The sequence below is a fragment of the Helicobacter sp. NHP22-001 genome, assembly GCF_030270165.1.
Lineage (GTDB): Bacteria > Campylobacterota > Campylobacteria > Campylobacterales > Helicobacteraceae > Helicobacter > Helicobacter gastrofelis.
Genome location: NZ_BSWS01000006.1, coordinates 12,176 through 36,926, shown reverse-complemented (window position 1 = coordinate 36,926; position 24,751 = coordinate 12,176). Strand labels below are relative to the sequence as shown.

Annotated in this window: 21 protein-coding genes; 14 read left to right on the top strand and 7 right to left on the bottom strand. The window is 48.4% G+C overall.

What is annotated here, in order from left to right:
• Positions 1-3: 3 nt before the first annotated feature.
• The 4 genes from QSJ47_RS05585 to QSJ47_RS05570 are packed head-to-tail and all read left to right on the top strand — an operon-like array spanning position 4 to position 3,465.
• Positions 4-237, top strand: a complete 234-nt coding sequence (locus QSJ47_RS05585; RefSeq protein ID WP_221271439.1) for an acetyl-CoA carboxylase — start codon at positions 4-6, stop codon at positions 235-237.
• Positions 238-1,608 (top strand): acetyl-CoA carboxylase biotin carboxylase subunit, encoded by a 1,371-nt coding sequence (locus QSJ47_RS05580; protein ID WP_221271437.1) that lies wholly within the window; start codon positions 238-240, stop codon positions 1,606-1,608.
• Entirely contained in the window at positions 1,598-2,494 is an 897-nt protein-coding gene (locus QSJ47_RS05575; RefSeq protein ID WP_221271434.1) for a 5-oxoprolinase subunit B family protein, read from the top strand. The genes QSJ47_RS05580 and QSJ47_RS05575 overlap by 11 nt, the downstream gene beginning before the upstream one ends.
• The gene (locus QSJ47_RS05570) at positions 2,491-3,465 is read left to right on the top strand and encodes a 5-oxoprolinase subunit C family protein (RefSeq protein WP_285602695.1); all 975 of its coding nucleotides are present in this window, start codon (positions 2,491-2,493) and stop codon (positions 3,463-3,465) included. Before QSJ47_RS05575 ends, QSJ47_RS05570 begins: the two co-directional genes overlap by 4 nt.
• Here the strand turns inward: QSJ47_RS05570 and QSJ47_RS05565 are convergent.
• The 3 genes from QSJ47_RS05565 to QSJ47_RS05555 are packed head-to-tail and all read right to left on the bottom strand — an operon-like array spanning position 3,457 to position 7,396.
• Complete coding sequence (locus QSJ47_RS05565; RefSeq protein WP_221271429.1) at positions 3,457-4,968, bottom strand: mechanosensitive ion channel domain-containing protein; 1,512 nt, start codon at positions 4,966-4,968, stop codon at positions 3,457-3,459. The two genes, QSJ47_RS05570 and QSJ47_RS05565, sit on opposite strands and share 9 nt — an antisense overlap.
• On the bottom strand, positions 4,955-5,980 hold the full coding sequence (aroB, locus tag QSJ47_RS05560; protein ID WP_221271427.1) for a 3-dehydroquinate synthase: 1,026 nt from the start codon (positions 5,978-5,980) through the stop codon (positions 4,955-4,957). The genes QSJ47_RS05565 and aroB overlap by 14 nt, the downstream gene beginning before the upstream one ends.
• Positions 5,981-5,983: 3 nt before the next feature.
• Positions 5,984-7,396, bottom strand: coding sequence for a COG3400 family protein (locus QSJ47_RS05555; RefSeq protein ID WP_221271425.1), 1,413 nt, complete (start codon positions 7,394-7,396; stop codon positions 5,984-5,986).
• A 53-nt stretch (positions 7,397-7,449) separates the two neighbouring features.
• Here QSJ47_RS05555 and tgt point away from each other — a divergent pair, with 53 nt between their 5' ends.
• The gene (tgt, locus tag QSJ47_RS05550; RefSeq protein ID WP_221271423.1) at positions 7,450-8,553 is read left to right on the top strand and encodes a tRNA guanosine(34) transglycosylase Tgt; all 1,104 of its coding nucleotides are present in this window, start codon (positions 7,450-7,452) and stop codon (positions 8,551-8,553) included.
• Here the strand turns inward: tgt and ftsZ are convergent.
• From ftsZ to QSJ47_RS05535, 3 genes are read right to left on the bottom strand one after another with little or no spacing between them, the layout of a single operon-like run.
• Entirely contained in the window at positions 8,550-9,683 is a 1,134-nt protein-coding gene (gene ftsZ, locus QSJ47_RS05545; protein WP_221272609.1) for a cell division protein FtsZ, read from the bottom strand. The genes tgt and ftsZ overlap by 4 nt on opposite strands.
• Before the next feature lie 16 nt (positions 9,684-9,699).
• Positions 9,700-11,070, bottom strand: coding sequence for a cell division protein FtsA (ftsA, locus tag QSJ47_RS05540; protein WP_221271421.1), 1,371 nt, complete (start codon positions 11,068-11,070; stop codon positions 9,700-9,702).
• A complete protein-coding gene (locus tag QSJ47_RS05535; RefSeq protein ID WP_260321555.1) occupies positions 11,067-12,503 on the bottom strand; it encodes a peptidylprolyl isomerase in 1,437 nt (478 codons plus the stop codon). The genes ftsA and QSJ47_RS05535 overlap by 4 nt, the downstream gene beginning before the upstream one ends.
• Positions 12,504-12,632: 129 nt before the next feature.
• Between QSJ47_RS05535 and QSJ47_RS05530 the strand changes: the two genes are divergently transcribed.
• The 8 genes from QSJ47_RS05530 to QSJ47_RS05495 are packed head-to-tail and all read left to right on the top strand — an operon-like array spanning position 12,633 to position 21,381.
• On the top strand, positions 12,633-13,922 hold the full coding sequence (locus QSJ47_RS05530) for an adenosylmethionine--8-amino-7-oxononanoate transaminase (protein WP_285602694.1): 1,290 nt from the start codon (positions 12,633-12,635) through the stop codon (positions 13,920-13,922).
• A 54-nt stretch (positions 13,923-13,976) separates the two neighbouring features.
• Positions 13,977-14,702 (top strand): UMP kinase, encoded by a 726-nt coding sequence (gene pyrH / locus QSJ47_RS05525; protein ID WP_285602693.1) that lies wholly within the window; start codon positions 13,977-13,979, stop codon positions 14,700-14,702.
• A 16-nt stretch (positions 14,703-14,718) separates the two neighbouring features.
• Entirely contained in the window at positions 14,719-14,934 is a 216-nt protein-coding gene (locus tag QSJ47_RS05520) for a DNA-directed RNA polymerase subunit omega (RefSeq protein WP_221271414.1), read from the top strand.
• On the top strand, positions 14,921-17,242 hold the full coding sequence (locus tag QSJ47_RS05515) for a RelA/SpoT family protein (RefSeq protein WP_285602692.1): 2,322 nt from the start codon (positions 14,921-14,923) through the stop codon (positions 17,240-17,242). The genes QSJ47_RS05520 and QSJ47_RS05515 overlap by 14 nt, the downstream gene beginning before the upstream one ends.
• A 9-nt stretch (positions 17,243-17,251) precedes the next feature.
• A complete protein-coding gene (gene tyrS, locus QSJ47_RS05510) occupies positions 17,252-18,454 on the top strand; it encodes a tyrosine--tRNA ligase (RefSeq protein WP_221271411.1) in 1,203 nt (400 codons plus the stop codon).
• A gap of 10 nt (positions 18,455-18,464) precedes the next feature.
• Positions 18,465-19,556, top strand: a complete 1,092-nt coding sequence (locus QSJ47_RS05505; RefSeq protein ID WP_221271409.1) for a nitronate monooxygenase — start codon at positions 18,465-18,467, stop codon at positions 19,554-19,556.
• Positions 19,557-19,558: 2 nt separating this feature from the next.
• The gene (locus QSJ47_RS05500; protein ID WP_285602691.1) at positions 19,559-20,632 is read left to right on the top strand and encodes an N-acetylmuramoyl-L-alanine amidase family protein; all 1,074 of its coding nucleotides are present in this window, start codon (positions 19,559-19,561) and stop codon (positions 20,630-20,632) included.
• Positions 20,632-21,381, top strand: a complete 750-nt coding sequence (locus tag QSJ47_RS05495) for a hypothetical protein (RefSeq protein ID WP_285602690.1) — start codon at positions 20,632-20,634, stop codon at positions 21,379-21,381. Before QSJ47_RS05500 ends, QSJ47_RS05495 begins: the two co-directional genes overlap by 1 nt.
• Here the strand turns inward: QSJ47_RS05495 and QSJ47_RS05490 are convergent.
• Complete coding sequence (locus QSJ47_RS05490; protein WP_285602689.1) at positions 21,368-22,063, bottom strand: MqnA/MqnD/SBP family protein; 696 nt, start codon at positions 22,061-22,063, stop codon at positions 21,368-21,370. The genes QSJ47_RS05495 and QSJ47_RS05490 overlap by 14 nt on opposite strands.
• A gap of 114 nt (positions 22,064-22,177) precedes the next feature.
• Between QSJ47_RS05490 and acnB the strand changes: the two genes are divergently transcribed.
• Positions 22,178-24,733, top strand: a complete 2,556-nt coding sequence (acnB, locus tag QSJ47_RS05485; protein WP_285602688.1) for a bifunctional aconitate hydratase 2/2-methylisocitrate dehydratase — start codon at positions 22,178-22,180, stop codon at positions 24,731-24,733.
• Positions 24,734-24,751: the final 18 nt, after the last annotated feature.

The window sequence follows — 24,751 nt, the reverse complement described above, 5'->3', positions numbered from 1 at the left end:
ACCATGCACGAAGTCATTAGCCCCATACCCGGGACCTTTTATCGAAAGCCCAACCCCGATGCCGCCCCCTTTGTAGAAGTGGGTTCACAAGTAGAGCCCGACACCACGCTATGCCTTGTAGAGGTGATGAAAACCTTTAACGAGATCAAGGCCGGCGTGGCGGGCAAGATTATAGAAATTAAGGCTGAAAACGAGCAGTTTGTAAATCCGGGCGATGTGCTCTTTGTGGTGGGCTAAATGGCTTACACACCACGCAAGATATTTAAGGTGCTCGTGGCTAATCGGGGGGAGATTGCCGTAAGGATTATCCAAGCCGCCCACGAATTAGACATGCAGGCGGTGGCGATTTACACGGATGCGGATGCGGGCAATTTGGCATGCCAGCTTGCCGATGAGAGTTATAGAGTGGGGGAGAATTTAGCCTATAAGAGCTATTTAAACATTGAAAATGTCTTAAAAATTGCCAAAGAGGCAAAGGTCGATGCAATCCACCCGGGCTATGGGTTTTTGAGCGAAAATGCTGAATTTGCCAAGAGAGTTGAAGAAGCGGGCATTATTTTTGTGGGTCCCAGTAGTGAAACCATCGCCACAATGGGCGATAAAGCCAAAGCCCTAGAACAGGCGAAAAAAAGCCAAGTGCCGACCATGCCAAGCACCCCCGTTTTGCAAGATTTAAAACAAGCCCTAGAGCAAGCGCAACACATCGGCTACCCCCTACTCATTAAAGCTGTTGCGGGGGGTGGGGGCAAGGGGATTAGATTTGTAGAAAATGAAAAGGGTTTAAAAGAACAATTTAGCGTGGCGGTGGCAGAAGCCACAAGTGCCTTTGGCAACGGGGGGGTGTATTTGGAAAAGTATTTAGAAAATGCCAAACACATAGAGGTGCAGGTGCTAGGCGATGGCAATAAAGTCATACACCTTTATGATCGTGAATGCTCCATGCAAAGGCGCAGGCAGAAAGTGTTAGAAGAAGCCCCAAGCCCAAGTTTAGACAGCCAAACGAGGGAGGCTCTGTGTGCGTGCGCCTTGCGTATGGCTAAGGAGGTGGGTTACAAGGGGGCGGGGACTTTGGAGTTTTTATACGACTCTCAAAGTAAGGGCTTTTACTTCCTAGAGATGAATACAAGGATACAAGTGGAGCACGCCATTACAGAGCTAGTGACGGGCGTAGATTTAGTGCGCCAAATGCTAAGAATTGCTGATGGCGAACCTTTGGCTTACAAGCAAAGCGACATCTCTTTAAGGGGGCATTCCATAGAGGTGCGCATCAACGCCGAAGACCCCCAAAATAAATTTTTCCCAAGCCCCGGGCAGATCACTAAATTACAATGCCCCACCGGCTCGGGCATTCGGCTAGATAGCATGCTCTTTAGCGGGCGCACCATCCCCCCTTTTTACGACTCGCTTGTGGCTAAACTCATCGTCTATGACCAAACCCGCCCCCTTGCTTTGAGTAAGCTCAAAAGGGCGTTGGATGAATTTAAGATTGAGGGGGTGAAGACCACGATTGGGCTATTTAAAGAACTCATCAAACACGAGCGGGTGCAGGCGGGCGATTACAGCATACACTTTTTAGAGGACTACATAGGAGGCAAGCATGGCATTTAGATACAGCTTTGGGGGGGATACCTTTTTGTTTGTGGAGGTGAGCGAGGATGGCATGTCCTTAGAGGCGTTTTTCTTAGCCATGGCAATTTGCAAGAAACTAAGAGAAATGCAAGTTAAAGGCATTACAGAGATTTGCCCGGCAAATGCGTCCTATATGATCGCCTTTGACCCGGATATTCTCCCACACGACAAAGCCCTAGAGATTCTAAAATCTTTGGAGCAAGAAGTCGTGGGGGCGCAAACCACGATCCAAACAAGGCTCATAGAAATACCTGTGCTTTACAACGACCCCTACACCCATACGTGTTTAATGGGCTTTCGCAATAATCACCAATGCAGAGAACCCGGCTCGACCCTAGACCCGAACATGACAGACATAGAATACGCCCGCCAAATGAACGGCTATGCCAGTGTAGAAGAGTTTATAGAGGCACATGCCAAAAGCCCTTGGTTTGTGAGCATGATCGGCTTTGTGGCGGGACTGCCTTGGCTTTATCAGCTCGTGGAACGGGCGAAACAAATACAAGTGCCTAAATACCCCATTGCGCGCATAGACACGCCGGCTTTAACGATCGGGCATGGGGGGTGCTTTGGGTGCATTTACGCCGTGCGTGGAGGGGGCGGGTATCAAATGATGGGCATCACCCCCGCCCCCGTTTGGGACCCAGCACAACGCTTGCCCTACTTTAAAGAAAGCATGGTGTTTTTAAATCCGGGGGACATCATCAAATTTACCCCCTGCAGCGAAAGCGAATACAACGCCTATGTCAAGCAAGTAGAAGAAGGGACTTTTACCCTTAAAATCCGCCAAACCCCCTTTTCTTTGCAGGAGTGGCAGGCTGACCCAGTGAGCTATAATCAAGAAATCTTAAAGGCTTTGGCATGAACACTTTTAAAGTCATCAGTCCGGGGATTGCAACTTTTGTAGAGGATTTGGGGCGGTATGGTTATTATCATTTAGGTATCCCCCCGGGGGGCGCACTCGATCAAGCCTCTTTTATGGTGGCTAACGCTTTAGTGGGGAATGATAAAAACGCCGCTGGGCTAGAAATGGCGTTAATGCCGGCAAAACTAGAGTTTGAAAAAGAGGCGGTTGTTGCTGTGTGTGGGGCGCACACCACGCCTAAAATCAATGGAGAGGAAATGCCAAGCCACACCGCCTTAAAAGTCCCGGCAGGGGGCGTGCTGGAGTTTAGCTATTTTAAAAAAGGGGCTAGGGCGTATTTGGCGATTGCTGGGGGCGTGGATGTCCCCCTTGTGATGGGCTCTCGTTCCACCTATCCTTTAGGGGGCATTGGAGGCTTTAAGGGGCGCAAATTAGAAGCGGGCGATATTTTATCCATAGGCACGCCCACGGGTAAGCCCAGCGCCAAGAGTCTAGATAAAAGCTATCATTTGGAGTTAAAAGAGATTGAAGAGCTTAGGGTGGTGTTGGGCTTGCAAGATTACAAGCTCACAGAAGAGAGCCTTAAAAATCTTTTCAACGATATTTTTGTAGTTTCTACGCAGGCAGATAGGCTGGGCTATCGCTTTAAAAACGGGCAGAAATTCACTTATAAAGACTTGCCCCAACCCTTTGGAGCGGGGGCTAATCCTAGCAATATCACGGACGCGTGTTATCCCGTAGGCTCAATGCAAGCCCCCGGGGGCAATGAACCCATCGTTTTACAAAGGGACGCGCCTAGTGGTGGGGGCTTTGCGATGTATTGCACCTTAATTAGTTGCGATTTGGATCGGCTCGGGCAATTTGCACCCAATCAAAAAGTGCGTTTTAAGGCGGTGGGTATGCAAGAAGCCTTGCAAGCTAGAAAGGCTTACCAAGAGCGCATTAAAGCAATGGTGGTAAGCTTAGTCTAACTCTTGCTTGCTTTGCACTTCTTTGAGGGCTTGGCTTAAGAAAATGTCGTTGGTCTTTAAAAAGGCTTGCACGATAGTGGTGGAGATTGTGGAGCGCAAGGGGAGGGTGTTGTAGGCATTTGTCAAGTAGGACACATACAAGCGCATCCCTTCTTTCTCGCTCATAAAAAAGACTTTAGGGGCGGTGTCTATGCTACGCAAAGCGTATTTAGAGCGCATTTTAGCTAGCTGTGTGGCGGTGGTTTGGCTTTGTTCTTTGGAAAACTCGGTGGCAATCTGGATAGCAATTTGTAGGGCTTTTTCGTGGTTGGAGTCAAAGGTTAAAAAGAACTCCACGCTATCCCAAAAGCTCTTAAGCCCCAAGTGGCTGTAATTGGTGAGCAGTCCGTTAAAAATGCAATGATTAGGGATGAAGACAATACGCCCAGCTTGCCCATTGTTTTTAAGGTAGGTGATAAGCGTTACATCTTCAAATAGTGTGATGTAAAGCATGGAAATGTCCAAGACATCGCCCACATAGGTGTTGCCATCTTTAGACACCCGGATGCGATCGCCCACATGCACACTCCCCTTTAAAATCATGGTGAGCCAACCGAGCACGCTCATAAATAAGTCGCGCATGGCAATGGCAAAGCCCGCTCCCACAAAGCCTAGCATCGTTACAAGGTAGGACACATTTTCTAAATAAGCAAAGAGAAAGATCAGCACAATCACATTGGCGTTGATGAAATTCACCGCCTTGTTGATCGTGTAGGCGCGCTCGTCGTTGTAAAGGTATTTATGGCTGAGGTGCTTTAACATCCATGCCAGCATCACGCTGGCGCACACAATCAGCAAGACATAAAAAAGCTTAAAGAGCTGGTCTTTAATTTGGGCTTTTATGCCCTGTGTGGTCTCCTCCATGTCCTTAATATAGGCATCTAGGCTCGCCTTTAAGAGATTTTGTGCGCTCTCAAATTCGATTTTTTTCACTTTTTCTTGGTAAAGGGGGGTTTCCCACTTTTTAGGCTTTAGGGCTTGCAACTCTTGCAAAAGCTTTAAGCGTGCGTTTATGGTGCTTGTAATCTGTTGTAAGGCTTTTTGGTGGGCTTGCAAGATCGCTAATTTGGCGTGTAGGGCTTTAATGTAAGAGAGCCCCGTCACAATGGCTAGAGGGTTGTTGATATTGGGGATATTGTTGATGGTGGGCTTTTCTATGAGCCCTTTAAAAGGGTTACTCTTGTAGGATTCAAGCAACTTTTCTTGGTGTTGCAAGGCTTGCAGGCTATGCTTTAGAGTGTTTGCCTCTAGGCTGTTGCTGTCTAGTTCTTTGAGGCTGCTTTGGATTTTGGCAATTTCTAAAGAAATTTTGCCATAGTCCTCAAAGTTTTTATACTTTTGTAGCCATATGCTATCCGTCTTTTCTAGCTTTTTATTGAGTGCGTTTAATTGGCTCTCTAACTCTTGGGAGCTAGTGGCAAAGAGCACACTAAAGAGCAAAAGCCATAGACTAAAGCCACGCATGTAAAGCCTCTTTTAAAGTGGATTTGTCTATGTCCTCACGCGCCACAAATGCGCCCAAACCCTTTGGCAAAATAAAGCAAATACATTGATTGTTCTTTTTATCCATTTGTAAATCCTTGTAAAAGCCCTCAAAATCCGTAATTTTATAGGGCAGATTTAAGCCGTAAGTTTTCAGCAAGGCTTTAATGCGCTCTTGTGTGGGGTTATCTAGTAGCCCTAAATAGCAAGCGAGGGCGTTTGCCATTTGTATACCGATTGCCACCGCCTCTCCGTGTAAATGCGTGCTGTAACGCCCCACTTTTTCAATGGCGTGCGCAAAGGTGTGCCCGTAATTTAGCCCCATGCGTAAGCCCTCCTCTCTCTCGTCTTTGGCGACAACTTCAGCCTTAATCGCCACGCTTTTATAAATCCCCTCGCTTAAATGTTTCTCTAAAGGGTGCTTTTCTAGCCACTCAAAGTAATCTTTATTAAAGCACACCGCCTTTTTAATCATCTCAGCAATGCCTGCTTTAAACTCTCTTTGGGGTAAGGTCTTTAAAAATTGTGGGTCGATGTGTACCGCCCTTGGGGGGTGAAACGCCCCGATTAGGTTTTTGCCATAAGCGTTGTTGATCCCCGTTTTGCCCCCAACGCTCGCATCCACTTGGGCTAAAAGCGTGGTTGGCACAATCTCAAACGCAATGCCCCTTTTATAAATCGCGCTGGCAAAGCCCACCATATCGCTCACTACACCCCCCCCTAGAGCCAGCATTAAATCCTTGCGGCTCAAATTTGCCTCAAAGGCACTTTCTAAAATGCTTTCTATGCCCTCCCATGTTTTATGCTCTTCTCCGCTAGGCATTTCGTGGGTAAAAATTTTAGAGGCTTGGAGCTTACTTAACAAGGTGTCTAAATGCAAGGGGGCGACTATGGAGTCGCTCACCACTAAAACCTTGCTAGCATGCGTGATGGGCTCTAACACCCCGATACGCACGGGGTAGCTAAAATTCTTAGTCTGTATCTCTAGGCGCATTTTCTACTCCACCACCGGGATCAACATTTGGGGGTGCATGTCGTTTAAAAATGCCATACGCTCAGGGCTTGTAGAAAACAGCCCCCAAAATGGGTTTTTAATGATGCAAGACTCAAAAGGCAGGAATTGCAAAATTGGGCTTTCTAGGCTGTTTAAAAACAAAATGGGGTTTTTGCTTTGGGTGCGGATCACTTGGATTTTCCTATTGTAGATATGGGAGAGATAGCTGTAATTTTCAATGACTGCCATTTTGTGGCGTTTGTCGGGGTCGAAGTCATAAAGCAACATTTTTAAATCCATTTGGGCGCACACATCAAACATCACGGAGGAAATGTCCTCATTGCGTTCCATGCTATTGTTGAGCACGACCATGCTTTTTTTAATGCCCTTAAGTCCTTTGGCGTTCGTTTTAAAAATGGGGCTCACGCTCTCAAAAAGAGCTTTGCGGTTCACTTGGCGTTTAAAGATCTCTTTACCGATGATCACAAGTCCGATTTTCTTTCGGCTGTCTTGGCGCAGCTTCGTAGCAAAGTTTAAACCCCTAAAATCCACCACAACTTGGATATTTTTAGCTTCTTTGGTGCGGATTTGCTCGATGGCTGTGTGGTTTGTGGGGTTTAGCACATGGATATAGAGCATGGCACTTTTGAGCTGGCTATGCAAGGCTAGAGCTTGATCTATATCTCTTTGTAGGGCTTCTTTAGACTGCAGACACATATCCACATACAAGTAGAAATCCCGCCCAAAAGGCACGGGAAATTGCCCCACATTGCTTTTGACTTGCAAATAAACATTATTCAAGGTTTCGGGGTTACCCACGACCAAGAGTTGATCTCTGGGCTGTATCACCATAGAGGGGTGGCTTAAATGAAAGCTATTTTTGCGATAAACCCCTACAATGCGGTAATCCTTCTGGCGCAAAGAACCGATGTGGCGGTAGGCAAAGACACTCCCAAAAGGCACGCCGATCTCCATCACCTCGCCCTGTTCGAGCCCAAAGCCTTGCGGGACACTGGGCACATTAGGGATTTTGGCGATGCACTTGTTGGCGATGATTTGGGTCGGGTCCAACAAAATAAGTTGCTCGTCTTTCATCCCCTCCCATTTTTGCCCCAAACTCACCAACCGCACCTCTTTATTTTTTTGGCGGATGATCTCACACACCGCCTGTTGCTCTTTGACATTCTCCAGCAAGACAAAGGCATCGCTCACATGCGCATCGATGAGTGGGCTTAGGCGGTAGCTAGAAGTGGGATCGAAAATATGCACTTCAAAGGTGCTTGGCAAACTGGGGGGTAGACACTCGGGAGCTTTGGTGATGACTAAGTAAAAATTATTGCTAAAAAATTTAGACACAACCAACTCCATGAATTTTTGAGCGACCACGCCCTCCACAATCAAGGCAACTTTTTTCAACCCGCGTCCCTAGCATTTTTGGCTATTATAATCTAAAAATGTTAAGGTCAAAAATGGATTTTACCCTAAATGGCGTGGATAAAAAAGCACGGGCAGGGACTTTAAAATTAGCGCATGGCATAGTGCAAACCCCCATTTTCATGCCCGTAGGCACACAAGCCAGCGTAAAAAGCCTAGACGCCATAGACTTACAAACGCATTTAAACGCCCCCATTATTTTAGCTAACACCTACCACCTCTACCTAAGACCGGGGGCGGACTTGATCCACAATCTGGGCGGATTGCACGGCTTTAGCCAATTTCAGGGCAATTTTTTAACCGACAGTGGGGGCTTTCAAGCCTTTTCTCTGCAGCACAACGCCAAAGAGCACGCCGAAGGCATTGTGTTTAAATCCCATATTGATGGGAGTTTACACCTTTTTACCCCTGCTAAAGTCCTTGACGTCCAATACGCCCTAAACAGCGACATTTGCATGGTGCTTGATGATTTGGTGGGTTTGCCCGCCTCTTTTGATCGCCTAAAACACGCCGTAGAAAAAACCACAGAGTGGGCTAGGGTGAGCCTAGAACACCACCAAACCCACGCTAGTCCCACAAACCACATTTTTGCCATTGTGCAAGGCGGGACTGACCCACATTTACGCCGCCAAAGTGCGCTAGAGCTGGGGGAGCTGGACTTTGATGGCTATGCGATCGGGGGGCTGGCGGTGGGCGAGAGTGCAGATGAGATGTATAGGACCATTGCCCACACCACAGAGTTTCTATCTCCACACAAGCCCCGCTATTTAATGGGGGTGGGCACACCCCAAGACATACTAAACGCCATCGAGTTAGGCGTGGATATGTTTGACTGCGTGATGCCCACAAGGAACGCGCGCAATGGCACGCTTTTTACCAACCTTGGCAAACTTTCTATCAAAGCGCAAGCGCAAAAATCAAGCGACACCCCCCTAGACCCTAAATGTGGGTGTTACACCTGTAAACACTATTCTAAAGCCTACTTACACCACTTGTTTAAGGCTAGGGAGTTGCTCTATTTTCGCCTTGCAAGCCTGCATAATTTGCACTTTTACCTAGAGTTGGTTAGGGGAGCTAGGGAGGCGATTTTAAGGGGAGAGTATGCGGACTATAAAACCTGCATGTTAGCGTGTTATTAGTCTTTTTGGTGGCGCAGATAGGCGGGGATGTCTAGGTCTACATTTTGGTAGTCATCTCCGCTTGCTAGGCGCAAACCCCCTAGCGTGCTTTTAGACAGGTTGGGCGTGTTGCCCTCGGGTTTGGACTCGGGTTTGTGCTCCTCTTGCTTTTCAAAGCCCGTGGCGACAATCGTAACTTTAATTTGATCGGTGGGCATGTTGGGCGAAGTGCAAGTGCCAAAAATCACTTCAGCGTCATCGTCTGCCATGTCGTTCACGGTTCCCATCGCGGCGTGGACCTCAGCTAGGGGATAGTCTGGGTGGCACTCAAAATTCACCAAAACCCCCATCGCCCCATTGATGGAGATGTTGTCAAAGAGGGGTGAGGTGATCGCGTTTTCCACCGCCACCGTGGCGGCATTCACCCCCGTAGCCTCGCCAATGCCCATTAAAGCCAAACCCTTATGTCCCATCACGGTTTTTAAGTCGGCAAAATCCACATTGATGTCATTTTCGCCAAAGTTGATGATCATCCCCGAAATCCCATTGACCGCCTTAGCAAGGACATTATCCACTTCTTTAAAGCTGTTGCGCATGCCCATGCTCTTTTCAATGTAACCCATGAGCCGCTCGTTGGGGATCACCACAATCGAGTCGCTGACTGCCTTTAACTCTTTTAAACCCTCTTCAGCGACTTTGGCGCGCTTTTTGCCCTCAAAGCTAAAGGGTTTGGTAACCACAGACACAGTTAAAGCCCCCGCATCCTTAGCCACTTGGGCGATCACGGGGGCTGCTCCCGTACCTGTGCCCCCGCCAAGCCCTGCAGAGATGAAGACCAAATCCACGCCGCTGACCGCCTCCTTGATCGCCTCGATGCACTCTTGGGCGGCTTGTTTGCCAATCTCAGGGCGCATGCCAGCCCCCCTGCCCCCCGTGAGCTTCTCGCCTAAGCGGATCTTATTCTTGGCATTGGAGGATTTCAACGCCTGCCCGTCTGTGTTGGCGACGATCAAAGTGATGTCCTTAAAAGTGCCCGTGGCGATCAAGTGGGCGATCATATTCGATCCCCCACCCCCCACGCCGATCACGACAATCTTTGCCCCATTGGTTTCAAAAACCTCTTCTACACCTATGCCTTCTTCATGCACCATTGCCACAACTCATCCTTCAAAAGTACTGAGATAACCACCCAAAGAAACCGCCCTTTTTTTTGGGGGGATCAGGAGTTGGTATTATATCCTTTTTTCTCTCTTTTACGCCCCCACTCTCGCCCGTGTGCTTGAGATTGGTTAAATCGGTTTCAATGTAATTGCGCTCTTGGGTGTAGGTGAAACCGGCGGGCAGAGCCTGCTTATTTTCCTTGTAACGGATCGTTTTTTCTGAGTCTTTTTCGTAATTCGTGTGCTTGCCCGATCCATATAAAATCAGCCCAATCGCCACCGAGCTTGTCGGGTCTTTAAGTTCCTCAGACAAACCGCTAAGCTCCACCGGCTTGGCGATGCGCACGGGGATATTGCCAAAGATCACGGAGGCGACATTTCTAATCCCCTCTACATGCGTCATCCCACCGGTGAGCACAACGCCACGGCGGATACTGTCTTTTAAATTGCTCTTAATCAAACGGCGGTTGAGCACATCAAAGGTTTCCACCACCCGCGCGCGGATGATGTTGTGCACGAGCTGTAAAGAGAGGCGGTTTTTCTTGTTCTCTGCCCCGATGTCGGGCACTTCGATCTCTTGATCGCTCTCCTCTGCCATGAGATTGCCATATTGCCTTTTAATATACTCGGCTGTGCCTAGGGGCACTTCTAACACGCTGGCCAAGTCGTCCCGAATGTGCTCTGAGCCTACATTTAGGTAGTTGTTAAAGCACATAGACCCGCCTTCATAGACCATCATATTACAAGTGCCCCCACCCAAATCAATGCACGCCACGCCCAAAGCTTTATCATCTTCGTTTAAAACAGCGATCGAGGCGGCATAGGCACTTAAAACTACATTTTCAATTTTCACGCCCGCAATTTGGATCGTGCGCCTTAAATTCTCTAAACTGCTGCGCTGCACCGTTACAATGTGCGTAGACACTTCTAGCCTAGAGCCGCTCATGCCCATCGGATCTTCGATGTTGTCTTGGCTGTCTAGCTTGAATTGGTAGGGCAGAATGTGGATCACTTCATAGCCCGTAGGGATGTGTGCGCTGTGCAGGGCGGTGTCTAGCACGCGGTTGATTTCTTTGAGCGTGATTTCGTTGTTGGGGACATTGATGAGCCCCGCACTATTCACGCTCTGCGTGCACGCCCCCGAGATGGACACGATCGCCTTTTCCACAAAGGCAAGCCCCGCCATGCGCTTGGCGTCCTCGATCGCTTGCTTGACGATCTCGCCGGCTTGGCTGATGTTGCTGATATTGCCCTTTTTCACGCCCTCGGATTTATGCACACTCACACCGATCACCTGTGGCGTGCCCTCCTTGATCTCGGCGATGATGGCGCAAATCTTGCTAGAGCCAATGTCTACGCCCAAAACGATGGGATTCAAGGGCGGCTCCTGGCGTATAAAGTGATTTTATAGCGTTGCTTCAACATGGCAATTAAAGCCCCATCCAAAGCCTGGGCCTTGAGGTTTTGCGCCATTTGTTTTAAATAGGTGGTGTTTTTCACTGGGTGTTTAAAGTCTTGGGCATAGACTTTATAGAGCACTGCCCTAGGGCCCTCTAAGAGCGCAAAGCCCTCTTTGTAAGGGTGTTTGAAGATGTAATCCACAAGGGCTTTGGAGGGCTTTTCGCCCAGGTCGTGGATGTTGCCTTTAAAGTCTAAATTCAACAATCCGATGTCGCTACCCTTGAAGGTGGGCAGTTTTTGCAAGGCTTCTTTTTTAAGCTCCCTAATTTGTGCCTCTGTTTGCAGAATTTGGGCGATCTTCGCCCTAGCCTCAACAAAGCTTTCAAGCGCACTTGCGTTTTTCTCCACAAGTTTTAAGACCACCCACCCCTCTTTGTAGGGCAGGGGTTTTAACACCTCACCCACCCGCATGGACTCGATTTTTTTATTGATGTCCTCGCCGTAAGGCAGGGTGGTGAAGGTTTCGCTTTCGGCTTTAAGCTGCCCCTTTTTTAAGGCTAGGTAGTCTTTGAGGGCTTGCTCTTTGGCCTTGTCGCTGTTGTAGTCTTGGCGCACTTGTTTTTCCACCTTGCTAAACTCTTGGGGCTTGCCCTGCAAAGTATATTGCTCTTTGTGCTTATTGAAGTAGCTTTTTAAATCGCTCTCTTTGGGGTTGTCTTTGGCGGACACTTGCAGGCTGGCTAAAGTGTAGCTTGTGGGTTTTTTGTAGTCTTGTTTGTGGGCGTTGTAGTAGGTTTTGAGGCTCTCTTCTTTAAGCGGGATTTCTTTAGGCTCAAGCACCTCAATACGCACCCGATCTTGCAAACTTAAAGGGAGCATGAACGCCTCTTGCTCTAGGGGGGTTAAGGCTTGGGGGAATAGAGAGGCGATTTTTTTAAGTAGGAGGGTGTTTTTCACATTGTCTTCAAAGGTGCTGGGGCGGAAGTTGTTTTCTTGTAGGAGTTTTTTATACAGCCCTTCGTCAAAATGCCCGTCTCTTTGGAAGAGTTCACTTTTTTGAATCTCGGCGACAATCTCGCTATCGCTCACCCCCAGCCCCAAATCTAGGGCAAAGTTTTTTAGTAGGGCTTGGTTGATGAGCACATTCAAAGCGTTTTGCTCTAACCCTAGGGCTTTGATCTCTTTTTCGCTCAAGTCCTTGAAATTGGGGATGGATTGGCTGTAAATGTCTAAGAGTTGTTTATGTTCTCTAGCCAGCTCCTCTTGGCTAATGGAAATCCGCCCCACCTTTGCCACGCTCCCACCCGCCAAGGAGAAGTTATACTGCCCCCAGCCGATCATGCCCGCAGCCACAAAAGCGATGGTGCTGATCCAAATGGTCACCACCAAGTACTTTTTGTGCTTTTGCATCCACGAAATCATAGACCCTTACCCTTGTTACGCAATTTCACCATAAGCGGTAATTTTATAAGAATTTCACTAAAATATTTCTAAATTTTTTATCTTTTAGGCTAAAAATGCCGATTTAAAGGGTTTTGTATGCCAAGTAATGCTGAATGGCACGCTTTAGACTTTAAACACATTTGGCACCCGTGCAGCCAAATGCACGATCATGCCAGCTTGCCCCTACTGCCCATCAAGTCCGCTAAGGGGGTGTATCTTTACGACTTTGAGGGCAAGGGCTACATCGATGGGATCAGCTCTTGGTGGGTGAATTTGTTTGGGCATAACCACCCCTACATTAATGCCAAGCTCAAAGAGCAAGTCGAACAATTAGAACATGTGCTATTAGCGGGTTTAACCCACCCCCAGGCCATTAATTTGGCCGCTAGATTGTGCGCTTTAAGCGGATTTGACAAGTGCTTTTTTGCCGACAACGGCTCGGCGGGCGTGGAGGTGGCGCTGAAGATGAGTTATCATAGCCGCCTACTTGAAGGCAAACAAAAGCCCAAATTCCTATCCCTAGAAAATGGCTACCACGGCGAAACTTTGGGGGCGTTAAGCGTGGGGGGGGTGGGGCTGTATAAGGACACCTACAAGGGCATTTTTTGCGATCAACTGCAAACCCCCGTGCCCAAAGACGAGGCGGACATTCCAAGAGCCTTACACGCCCTAGAGCAGATTTTAGACAGGGAGTCTAACAATCTCAGCGCCTTCATTTTAGAGCCCTTGATCCAGTGCGCAGGCTGCATGCATTTTTACAGCGCAGACTTTGTAAGGCAGGCTACGCAAATGTGCCAAGAGCGGGGGGTGTTAGTGATCTTTGATGAAATCGCGGTGGGCTTTGGGCGTACGGGTTCGCTCTTTGCCTATCAGCAATGCGGCGTCAAGCCCGATTTTTTATGCCTATCTAAGGGGATCACGGGGGGGTATTTGCCCCTAGCGGTGGTGCTCACAAGCGATCAAATTTATAATAAATTCTATGCCCCCTATGAGCAGGATAAAAGCTTTTTACACTCGCACAGCTACACGGGCAACGCCTTGGCTTGCGCCTGCGCTAACGCCACTTTAGACTTGTTTGAACAAGGCGTGGTGGAGCAAAACAAGGCACTTAGCAATTTTATCTACACTTGCATGCAAGAGCAATTAGTAGGGCTAAAGGGCGTTAAAAACTTGCGCAAGTGTGGCATGGTCTTTGCCTTTGAACTAGAGGGCTATCAGGGCAGCCAACGCCTAAGCCTTGCGGTGTTTGAAAAGGGCTTAGAGTTGGGGCTACTTTTACGCCCTTTAAGCAACACCATTTACTTCATGCCCGCTTACACCATTAACCAACAAGAAGTCCTTGAAAGCGTGGGGGCGATGGCGGGCGTGGTGCGTGCCTTGACTTAAGGCTATTTGTTGTAAAATGCGGCCTTTTGGCATTTATAGAATTGAAGGGAGTTTATGCAAAGCAGGGAAGACTCTAAAAAGCGTGTGCTGGTGAAGTTTTCGGGGGAAGCGTTGGCGGGGGATACCAATTTTGGGATCGACATCCAAATTCTAAGCTACATCGCTAAAGAGATCAAAATGCTCGCCGACAACGACATCGAAGTTGGCATTGTGATCGGGGGGGGCAACATCATCCGGGGGGTGAGTGCGGCTAAGGGGGGCATTATTCGGCGCACAAGCGGAGATTACATGGGCATGCTTGCCACAGTCATCAACGCAGTTGCCATGCAAGAAGCCCTAGAGCATATGGGGCTGGATGTGCGGGTGCAAAGTGCGGTGGAAATCAAAGAAGTGTGTGAAACCTACATCCACCGCAAGGCCATTCGGCATTTAGAAAAAGGGCGGATTGTGATCTTTGCTGCGGGCACGGGCAACCCCTTTTTCACCACAGACACCGCCGCCACGCTTAGGGCGATTGAGATCGGGGCGGATTTGATCGTCAAAGCCACGAAGGTGGATGGGATTTACGACAAAGACCCGCATAAGTTTGAAGATGCCCAAAAAATCGATGTCATGGGCTATAATGAAGCCTTGATCGGCAATATTGAAGTGATGGACGACACCGCCATTTCTCTAGCCAAAGACAATAAGCTGCCCATTGTGGTCTGCAACATGTTTAAAAAAGACAATTTATTGCATGTGATTAAGGACCAGCAAGGCGTGTTTTCTATGGTGAAGTAACAAAAAAGGAGTACAGATGCGAACAGAAGAAATTGTGGCTAAGGCTTTGGATAAGGTTAATGGGGATCGCTACATTCTCTCTAATTTGATCTTTTCACGCGTCAAGCAGTTAGGCGCTGGGGTGCAACCCCTTGTGGCGATGGACACCAAAACCCATAAGCCCACCGATATTGCCATTTGCGAAATTGCTGAGGGGAAAATCGGTCTTGACTACATTGATGAGAGATTCTAAAGCGCCCCATTATGGCAGTTTAACCCAAATTTTAGAACTCGTTAAGGACATTGACAACCCTAAAGGGGCGGTCAGTGTTTTGCGAAACACCACCACCATCACCCCCAAAATCCAAGAAGCCCTAGATTTAGCCACCCATTACCACACAGGCCAAAAGCGTAAAGGGGGTGCGCCCTACATCACCCACCCCATTTGTGTGGCGAGCATTGTCGCCTTTTGCGGGGGGGATGAGGCGATGATCTGCGCCTCTCTCTTGCACGATGTCGTGGAGGACACGCCCTGCGAGCTAGCAGAAGTGCGGGAGAAATTTGGCGAAGATGTGGCGAATTTAGTGGATGCGCTCACCAAAATCACCGAAATCCGCAAGGAAGAACTCGCCTTTGACCCTGAGAACCCCCACTTGCTCTTAACAGCACTCACCTTTAGAAAAATTTTAGTCAGTGCCATTAAAGACCCCAGGGCTTTGGTGGTGAAAGTCAGCGATCGTTTACACAATATGCTGACCCTAGACGCTTTGCCCAGAAACAAGCAAATCCGCATTTCTAAAGAGACCATGGCCGTCTACGCCCCCATCGCTAGTCGTCTTGGCATGTCGTCCATTAAAAACGAGCTTGAGGATAAATGTTTCTACTATGTTTATCCCCACGAATACCAAAGCATCCAAGCCTACCTAGAGCAGAGCAAACAAGCCCTATCGCTTAAATTAAACCAATTTGCCAGCAAGTTAGAGAAAATGTTTTATGAGGCGGGCTTTAGCGAGGGGGATTTTCAAATCGCCACCCGTATTAAACGCCCCTACTCCATCTATCTAAAAATGCAAAGAAAGGGGGCGGTGAATAAGGATGAAATTTTAGACCTCATGGCAGTGCGTGTCCTTGTGAAAAAACCCCTTGAGTGTTATAAAATCTTAGGCATTGTGCATTTGCATTTCAAGCCCATTGTGTCGCGTTTTAAAGACCACATCGCCTTACCTAAGGAAAATGGCTACCAAACGATCCACACAACCATTTTTGACGAGTCAAACATTTATGAAGTGCAAATCCGCACCTTTGACATGCACCTTGGGGCGGAGTATGGCAACTCGGCGCACTGGAAGTATAAAGCCGGGGGCGTGGAGAGCGAACATTTGAAATGGCTACACAATCTCAAATACCAAAACGAGGAGCCTAAAGAAAACCCTAAGGAGTTTTACGAACTGGTGCAAAGCGATGTGTTGTATCGTGAGGACATCACAGTGTTTTCACCCAATGGAGACAGCTACACCTTGCCCGCTGAGTCTATCGTGCTGGACTTTGCCTACATGATCCATAGCGAACTGGGCGACAAAGCAGAGGAAGCCTTTGTCAACAATAAAAAGGCTAACTTAAACGAAAAACTAAAAAGTGGGGATGTGGTGAAGATCATTAAGGGCGATAAAAACATCCCCCGCTTTACATGGCTTAATCAACTCCGCACCACGAGGGCAAAAAACCATTTAAAACTCCAACGCAAAAACCAGCTTAAAGAGATTGACGCAAAAAGCATGGTAAATATCTTAAACACCATTTTTGAAACCCCTATTTTTGGGCTAGACATCGGGGCGAAACAATACCTCACCTTTGAGAAAAAGCTCGCCGAGCATGGTGTGGAAGGGAGTTTGAGTGAATCCATTAAGAGCATCGAGGGGATAAAAAAGCTGGTTGAGCAAATCCAAGAGAAAGTCCGGGAACACCCTCGCCCACACCACAAACAAGAGCAAAAACAATTTGGCTTTTTAATGAAAAACCTCATGCAATTCAAATTTGGGCGTATATTGGGTCTACCTGCTCCGTATATTGGGCTGAAAAAATGCGATTTGGACCATTTTATCGTCTACACCAACCCCCACACCCAAATCAAGCAAGTGATTTTCAACGATTGTTGCCACCCTAAGAAAGGCGATGAGATCGTGGCAGTCATGCCCAGTATTAAAGACCATAAGGTTGTGGTACACACGAAACTTTGTAAAAATGGTTGCGAGGACATCGATATAGGTTTACCGATGGTCTTCATTGCTTGGAGCAAGAAAGACAGAGAGATTTTTAAGATCATTATCTATATAGGCAGCACGAAAGACAGCCTTTTGCAAATCTTAAATTTTTTGATAAAAAACGATTGTAGCATTGTAAGGGTGCAGTATGCTAGCCATGGGCAATACTCCACAAATTGCGAAATTCTCTTTGAATACACGGGTAAAAAAGAAATCGGGGAGTTTAAGGACATACTCACCCACAAGTATAAAGACCGTTTAACAGAGTTTAGCAGCATTAAAGATGCCTATCAGGATTAAAGGATAGATATGAGTGTTCAAGAGGCGATGGCAGACATCACAAGAGGCATGGGCGAGTGCATCGGCTTGGAGTATTTGCAAAGCCTAGTGGCAAAATTCTACACCACAGGGGAGCGTTTCAGCGCGAAGGCGGGCTTTGACCCAACAGCTCCCGATTTGCACCTAGGGCATGCCGTGCTTTTAAATAAGCTCGCCACTTTACAAAAACACGGGGCAAAGGTGCAGTTTGTGATCGGAGATTTCACCGCCACGATTGGCGATCCCAGTGGCAAGAGCGAAACGAGAAAGACTCTAAGTTTTGAAGAAGTTTTAACCAACGCTAAGACCTACGAGCAACAGGTGTTTAAAATCTTAGACCCCGCCTTGACTGAGGTTTGTTTCAACTCCAAGTGGCTAAGCCCGCTGGGGGCGGAGGGCTTGTTGGTATTGACTTCTAAATTCTCAGTGGCTAGAATGCTTGAAAGAGATGACTTTGAAAAACGCCACAAGGAAAATAAGCCCATCAGTATGGTTGAGTTCATGTATCCGCTTTTGCAAGGTTACGACTCCGTGGCACTACAAAGTGATATTGAACTTGGGGGCAACGATCAAAAGTTTAATCTGCTCGTGGGGCGGTTTTTGCAAAGAGCTTATGGCTTGTCTAAGGAGCAGAGCGTGCTGACCATGCCCCTTTTGGAGGGCTTGGATGGTGTGGCTAAAATGAGTAAGAGTTTAGGCAATTACATCGGGGTGAGCGAAGAGGCTAAGAGCATGTATGCTAAACTTTTGAGCATCAGTGATGCCTTGATGTGGCGTTACTACGAACTTTTAAGCAGCAAAACGAGCGCAGAAATTGCAGAGCTTAAAATGGGGGTAGAAAAGGGGGCTTTGCACCCCAAGGCAGCGAAAGAGAACCTAGCCCTAGAGATCACCGCCCGCTTGCACTCTAAAGAGCAGGCACAAGGGGCTAAAGCCGCCTTTGATCTCATCTTTAGCCAAAAGCAAATCCCCGATGATTTGGCGCAAATGGAGTTTAGCGCAGGGGTTTGGATCGCCCAAGTGCTTAAAGAGGCGCGCTTGTGCCCTTCCACTTCGCAAGCTAGACGCGATATCAGGGCAGGAGGCGTAAAGATCGATCAAGAAGTGCTTTTAGACGAACAATTTCACTTTTCTGCCGGCACCTATGTCGTGCAAGTGGGTAAACGAAAATTTTTAAAAGCCATTATTCGCTAAAGTAGACCGCATGATTTCTACATTAAAACCGCTCAAAATCGGCAAACACACGATCCAATATCCCATTTTTCAAGGGGGCATGGGCGTGGGGATCAGTTGGGATGAATTGGCTGGTAACGCCGCCAAAGAGGGCGTTTTAGGCGTGATCTCGGCGGTGGGCACGGGCTATTACAAGAACATGCGCTATGTGGAGAAGATCGTGGCAAAAAAGCCCTTTGAAGCCTTGAACTTCTACTCCAAACAAGCCCTAAATGAAATCTTTAAAAATGCCCGTAAAATTTGTGGGGCTAAACCCTTGGGGGCAAATATCCTACACGCCATCAACGAGTATGGGCGGGTCGTAAGGGACGCTTGCGAGGCGGGGGCAAATGTCATCATCACAGGGGCAGGCTTGCCCACAAACATGCCCGAGTTTACCAAGGACTTTCCTAGTGTGGCTTTAGTCCCCATCATCTCTTCAATCAAGGCTTTACAAATCATTTGCAAGCGCTGGAGTGCGCGTTATAAGAAAATCCCCGATGCCGTGGTTGTAGAGGGGCCTTTGAGCGGTGGGCATCAGGGTTTCAAATACGAGGATTGTTTCAAGGAAGAGTTCCAGCTAGAACATTTGGTCCCAGGCATTGTGGAGGCGGCCAAGGAGTGGGGGGACATCCCCATCATCGCCGCTGGGGGCATTTGGGATAGGAAGGACATAGACACCATGCTAAGTCTAGGGGCAAGCGGGGTGCAAATGGCGACCCGCTTTTTAGGCACGAAGGAGTGCGATGCCAAGGTCTACGCTGAGATTTTGCCCGCCTTGAAAAAAGAGGATATTTTGCTTATTAAATCCCCCGTGGGCTACCCCGCCCGCGCGATCAACACGGGAGTTTTAGAGCGCATCAAAGAGGGCAATGCCCCTAAGATCGCCTGCGTGAGCAATTGTGTGAGCCCTTGCAATAGAGGTGAAGAAGCCCGCAATGTAGGCTATTGTATCGCCGATGGACTCGGGCGGGCACATCAGGGCAACCGCGCGGAGGGGCTGTATTTCACAGGGGCCAATGGATACCGCATTGAAAAGATCATCAGCGTACACGAACTCGTGCAAGAGCTGACCCAAGGCTAAAGGTGCGCTTCCTTTTTCTCTGCCTTTTTGTCTGTACCCTAGGCGCACACACGCTTAAAATCATCAATGTCGTCCCCTTTGGGGTGAGTTCTTTTAGAATCACCTTTAACCAGCCCATCAACCGCCATGTGTTGCAAGAAACCCGCTTTGCGCATTTTAAGGCCCTATTGCGGGTGCAAGCCCAGCTTCAACCCCCACCTAGACGCTACCACTTCGCCAACAAGAGTGCTATTAAAATCGCCCACCACCACAAAACCACGCAAATTTGGATCACTTGGAACAAGAACACCGCCTACAGCTACAAAATCACCCACAACCACCTGTATATTTTTATCCAAACCCACCCTTTGGTGCGCCAAAAGGTGCGGATTTTAGAATCCAACCCCAAAGAGTTGAAGCAGTTTAAGGTAGTGATCGACCCCGGGCATGGCGGGCATGACTGCGGGGCGTTGGGGGTCAACCATGTTTGCGAAAAGCGCATTGTGCTCGCCGTGGCTAAGGACTTACAACAAGAATTAGCCAAAAGGGGCTATAAAGTCTATATGACGCGTAAAAAGGATGTTTATATCAGCCTGAAAGCCCGCACCGAATTTGCCAACAACAATAACGCCGACTTGTTTATCTCCATACACGCCAATTCTATCCCCAAAAACGCCCCCACCAACCCCGAGGGCATTGAAACCTATTTTCTCTCCACCGCTAGAAGCGAGCGGGCGCGCAAGGTCGCCGAGCAGGAAAACCAAGATGATGTCAAAATCATGGACTATTTCTCCAAACTCTCTTTCTTAAACTCTCTTAACTCCCAAAGGCTCATCATCTCAAATAAACTTGCCATTGATGTGCAGTTTGGGATGTTAAACAAATTGCGCAAACATTATAAAGGCGTGGTGGATGGGGGCGTGCGCGAGGGGCCCTTTTGGGTGCTTGCGGGGGCTTTAATGCCCTCGATCTTGATTGAGATTGGCTACAACTCCAACCCCAAAGAGTCCAAACGCATCCAAGACAAACGCTATGAGCAATGGCTCGCCCAAGGGATTGCCGATGGCGTGCAAAGTTTCATTAGTAAAAACTACTGATGCATAAGCCCACTCTCTGCCAAATGGTGCTCTCCTCGCTCTTTTTTGTGCTCTTTGTGATCACGGCCTTAACCCTGTTGTGCACAAGTTTTAACCACTCGTTTGCGCAATTCTTTAGCATTTTAAACAAGGGTTTTTACAAACCCCTGATTTGGGGGTTTTATTTAGGCGGGGCTGTGCTCTCTTTGGTGTATCTCTTGCACTCCTTGTGGCGCAAAGAACGCCATATCCCCCCCAAACTTGTTGCCCTAGCCAGCGGTGCGCTCTTTATTTACCTATACCTACACCCCCCAAGTTTAAGCCAGCTTGAAGGCTTTTTACTCTCTTTGTTCTTTTTCATCGCCTTTGGCATCTTGGGGCTGGGGCGCTTTTTGCTCAAGTGGCAGGACAGCCCCCTAACACAAACCCTGCTCTTTTTCGCCCCGTCTATCAACACTTGTTTATTTTTTATCTTTGCTTTGGGTTTACAAAGTTATCTTTTAGACTCTAGTTGGCTAGCCTATGGGGATTTTACGCTCTTTTGTGTGGGGCTGGTGTGGCTCTTGTGTTTGCTTGCCAAATGCCCTAATCACTTTGGGCTTTACGAATACACGAATCTATGGGTTTTGGCAGTGGGGATTTTAATCTTTCTGTTGAGTGCGTCCACGCTCTTTCAAGTGGAGCGTTTCAACGAAGCTCGCCTAAGCTTTTATGTGCTGGGGTTTTTAAGCTGGCTTGCTGAATCGCTCTTTGCCCCTAAAAGCGTCTAGGTCTAGGGACTCTTTTCAAACGCACTTGGCGGTAAAAGCAGTGCAAAGAAAACTCTTCTTTGGGGCGTACTCTGTATAAAATGTGCTTTAAGTAGTGCAGAATTTGCCCCCGATTTAGCCCGCTTTGCTTGGCTCTTTGCTCTAGGATATAATGGGGGATTTTAATGGGTCTTTGATAAAAGGCTTTTGCCATTTTTGTATAAAACTTGCCATGGGCTTGGTAGCAAAAACGCCCAAAGACAAAGGGTAAGCCCGTTTTTTGGTGCCACAGCGTGGCTAAATCCACAAAATCGCTCTTGGGCTGGGGCTGGTGGTAAAAACGCAGGGCTTTATCCCCGATGAGCACTTGCCCCTTAAGCCCCAAGACTTGGCACAGGGCGTTAGAAGTCGCCGATTGCGCGTCTAAACCTTCTTTTTCTTGCAACAGCACTAGTACGCTTAAAACCTTTTTATTGCCAATGATGGCACAGGAGGTAACCTGCTTTTTACGCCAAGAATCATACCCTGCCAAAGACGAGATAAAGCCTGCATCGATACGCCTAAAAAAGAAGTCGTGGTTGAGCTTGGCAGGGTAGGATTTTCTGTGGTTTAAGCATTGCTTGAAACTTGAGGGCGTGGGGTAGCCCTTGATGAAAATGTCAAAGGGGAGCAAATTCAAATAATCAATTTTTCCAAAACGCATGCCAAACCTTTTTACACAATCTTAAGCCCCCACAACCACAAATGGACATAGTGGAGTCAAAAATTCATAGAAGTTAGTTATTATATACTCAAGAACACTATCCAAAGGAGTTTCATGGACTTTTTACAAGAATACCAGGCCGCCCTGCAAGAGAGGGCAAAAGAGCATATCCCCCCCTTGCCTTTAAGTGCCAAGCAAGTGCAAAGCGTGGTGGAGATTTTAATGCACTCCACAAACAGCGATGCATGTGCTTTTGCGAAGGATTTATTGATCCACAGGGTGAGCCCCGGGGTCGATGAAGGCGCACAGGTCAAAGCCGAGTTTCTAGGGCAAGTGGCGTTGAAAAAATGTGCGTGTTCGTATTTTAGCCCCCTAGAGGCGGTGCGTTATTTAGGCACAATGCTAGGCGGTTACAATGTCGCCCCCCTGATTTTAGCCCTGCAAAGCACAGATACAGAAGTGGCTAAAGAAGCCTGCCAAGCCTTAAAATCTACGCTTCTTGTCTATAACTCTTTTGAAACCATCGCCAATTTAAGCAAGAGCAATACCCTAGCTAAAGAAGTGCTAGAGTCGTGGGCGAATGCTGAATGGTTTTTAAACAAGCCTGCTTTGCCTGAGAAATTAGAGCTATGCGTTCTTAAAATCGATGGCGAAACCAACACGGACGATTTAAGCCCAGCTAGCGATGCTTTCACCCGTAGCGACATACCCCTACACGCCAATGCGATGCTTAAAAACCGCATTGAAAACACCGCCCAAAGGCTAGAAAAAGCCAAATCTAAGGGCGTGCCGGTGGTGTATGTGGGCGATGTGGTCGGCACGGGCAGCTCGCGTAAGAGTGCGACCAACTCTTTGATGTGGCACTTTGGGCAGGACATTCCCTTTGTGCCGAATAAACGCACGGGGGGCGTGGTGATCGGGGGGGTCATTGCCCCGATTTTCTTTGCCACTTGTGAGGACAGCGGTGCATTGCCCTTAGTGGCTGATGTCAAGGATTTACACGAGGGCGACATTATCCAAGTCTATCCTTACAAGGGCGAAATCCATAAACAAGGGCAGGTGGTGAGCCGCTTTAATTTAGAGCCCGCCACCCTAGCCGATGAGTTTCGCGCTGAGGGGCGTATCGCCTTAATTATTGGGCGAGGCTTAACCAATAAAGCCCGTAAATTCTTAGGCTTAGGCACTTCGAGCGTCTTTGCCAGCCCAAAGCAACCCGCTGAGAGCAATAAAGGCTACACCCTAGCGCAAAAAATGGTCGGCAGGGCGTGCGGCGTGGCAGGGGTGCGCCCCGGGGCTTACTGCGAGCCTGTTACCACCACCGTAGGCAGCCAAGACACCACAGGAGCGATGACTAGAGATGAGGTTAAAGAGCTAGCCAGCCTTAGCTTTGAGGCGGATTTTGTGCTGCAATCCTTTTGCCACACTGCCGCTTACCCCAAGCCTGCCGATGTGAGCTTGCAAGCCACCTTGCCCCAGTTTTTCACCAGCCGGGGGGGTGTGGCTTTAAAACCCAAAGATGGCATTATCCATTCATGGCTAAATCGCATGGGACTACCCGACACTTTAGGCACGGGCGGAGACAGCCACACGCGTTTTCCTATCGGCATTAGTTTTCCCGCCGGCAGTGGCTTAGTCGCCTTTGCGGCGGTAACCGGCACGATGCCCTTAAACATGCCCGAGTCGGTGTTGGTGCGTTTTAAGGGGCAAATGCAGCCGGGGATCACTCTAAGGGATTTGGTGAATGCCATTCCTTACTACGCCATTAAGCAGGGCTTGCTCACCGTGGAGAAAAAGGGCAAGAAAAATATTTTCAATGGGCGGATTTTAGAGATCGAGGGCTTGGGCGACATTAAAATCGAGCAAGCCTTTGAGTTCAGCGATGCGAGTGCTGAAAGAAGTGCCGCCGCTTGCACCGTGCGTTTAAATAAAGAGCCCATCATTGAGTATCTAAGCTCAAATATCCAGCTCATAGAGCAAATGATAGAGAGCGGCTACGCCCATAAAGAAACCCTACAAAGACGGGCGGCTAAAATGCAAGAGTGGATTAACAACCCCGTTTTGCTTGAGCCAGACGCGGACGCGGAATACGCCGCCGTGATTGAGATTGACTTAAACGAGATTAAAGAGCCCATTGTGGCGTGCCCCAATGACCCAGACGATGTGGCGACCTTAAGCGAGGTGCTAAACAACCCCAAACGCCCCCAAAAGATTGATGAGGTGTTTATCGGCAGTTGTATGACGAATATCGGGCATTTTAGAGCCTTTGGCGAGATTGTCAAGGGGGCGGGGGCAACCCCCATCCGCCTTTGGGTGGTGCCCCCCACGAAAATGGACGAGCAACAGCTCATAAAAGAGGGCTATTTTGCCATTTTTGGGGCAGCGGGGGCGCGCACCGAAGTGCCCGGCTGCAGCTTGTGTATGGGTAATCAGGCAAGGGTGCGAGATAACGCCGTGGTGTTCTCCACTTCCACACGCAATTTTGACAATCGCATGGGCAAGGGCGCACAGGTGTATTTAGGCAGTGCCGAGCTTGGGGCGGTGTGTGCTCTGCTTGGTAAAATCCCCACGCCCAAAGAGTATTTAGACCTAGTGGCAGACAAGCTCAGTGCCCGCAAGGAGGAGATTTACCGCTACATGAACTTCCACCTAATGGAGAAAATGGCGCTGTAGCCTTTAAGCCTAGCCTTA

Excerpts from the sequence above, each read along its gene's own strand:
- QSJ47_RS05585 (WP_221271439.1), top strand. The coding sequence starts at position 4 with ATGCACGAAGTCATTAGCCCCATACCCGGGACCTTTTATCGAAAGCCC.
- QSJ47_RS05580 (WP_221271437.1), top strand. The coding sequence starts at position 238 with ATGGCTTACACACCACGCAAGATATTTAAGGTGCTCGTGGCTAATCGG.
- QSJ47_RS05575 (WP_221271434.1), top strand. The coding sequence starts at position 1,598 with ATGGCATTTAGATACAGCTTTGGGGGGGATACCTTTTTGTTTGTGGAG.
- QSJ47_RS05570 (WP_285602695.1), top strand. The coding sequence starts at position 2,491 with ATGAACACTTTTAAAGTCATCAGTCCGGGGATTGCAACTTTTGTAGAG.
- QSJ47_RS05565 (WP_221271429.1), bottom strand. The coding sequence starts at position 4,968 with ATGCGTGGCTTTAGTCTATGGCTTTTGCTCTTTAGTGTGCTCTTTGCC.
- aroB (WP_221271427.1), bottom strand. The coding sequence starts at position 5,980 with ATGCGCCTAGAGATACAGACTAAGAATTTTAGCTACCCCGTGCGTATC.
- tgt (WP_221271423.1), top strand. The coding sequence starts at position 7,450 with ATGGATTTTACCCTAAATGGCGTGGATAAAAAAGCACGGGCAGGGACT.
- ftsZ (WP_221272609.1), bottom strand. The coding sequence starts at position 9,683 with ATGGTGCATGAAGAAGGCATAGGTGTAGAAGAGGTTTTTGAAACCAAT.
- QSJ47_RS05535 (WP_260321555.1), bottom strand. The coding sequence starts at position 12,503 with ATGCAAAAGCACAAAAAGTACTTGGTGGTGACCATTTGGATCAGCACC.
- QSJ47_RS05530 (WP_285602694.1), top strand. The coding sequence starts at position 12,633 with ATGCCAAGTAATGCTGAATGGCACGCTTTAGACTTTAAACACATTTGG.
- pyrH (WP_285602693.1), top strand. The coding sequence starts at position 13,977 with ATGCAAAGCAGGGAAGACTCTAAAAAGCGTGTGCTGGTGAAGTTTTCG.
- QSJ47_RS05520 (WP_221271414.1), top strand. The coding sequence starts at position 14,719 with ATGCGAACAGAAGAAATTGTGGCTAAGGCTTTGGATAAGGTTAATGGG.
- QSJ47_RS05515 (WP_285602692.1), top strand. The coding sequence starts at position 14,921 with ATGAGAGATTCTAAAGCGCCCCATTATGGCAGTTTAACCCAAATTTTA.
- tyrS (WP_221271411.1), top strand. The coding sequence starts at position 17,252 with ATGAGTGTTCAAGAGGCGATGGCAGACATCACAAGAGGCATGGGCGAG.
- QSJ47_RS05505 (WP_221271409.1), top strand. The coding sequence starts at position 18,465 with ATGATTTCTACATTAAAACCGCTCAAAATCGGCAAACACACGATCCAA.
- QSJ47_RS05495 (WP_285602690.1), top strand. The coding sequence starts at position 20,632 with ATGCATAAGCCCACTCTCTGCCAAATGGTGCTCTCCTCGCTCTTTTTT.
- QSJ47_RS05490 (WP_285602689.1), bottom strand. The coding sequence starts at position 22,063 with ATGCGTTTTGGAAAAATTGATTATTTGAATTTGCTCCCCTTTGACATT.
- acnB (WP_285602688.1), top strand. The coding sequence starts at position 22,178 with ATGGACTTTTTACAAGAATACCAGGCCGCCCTGCAAGAGAGGGCAAAA.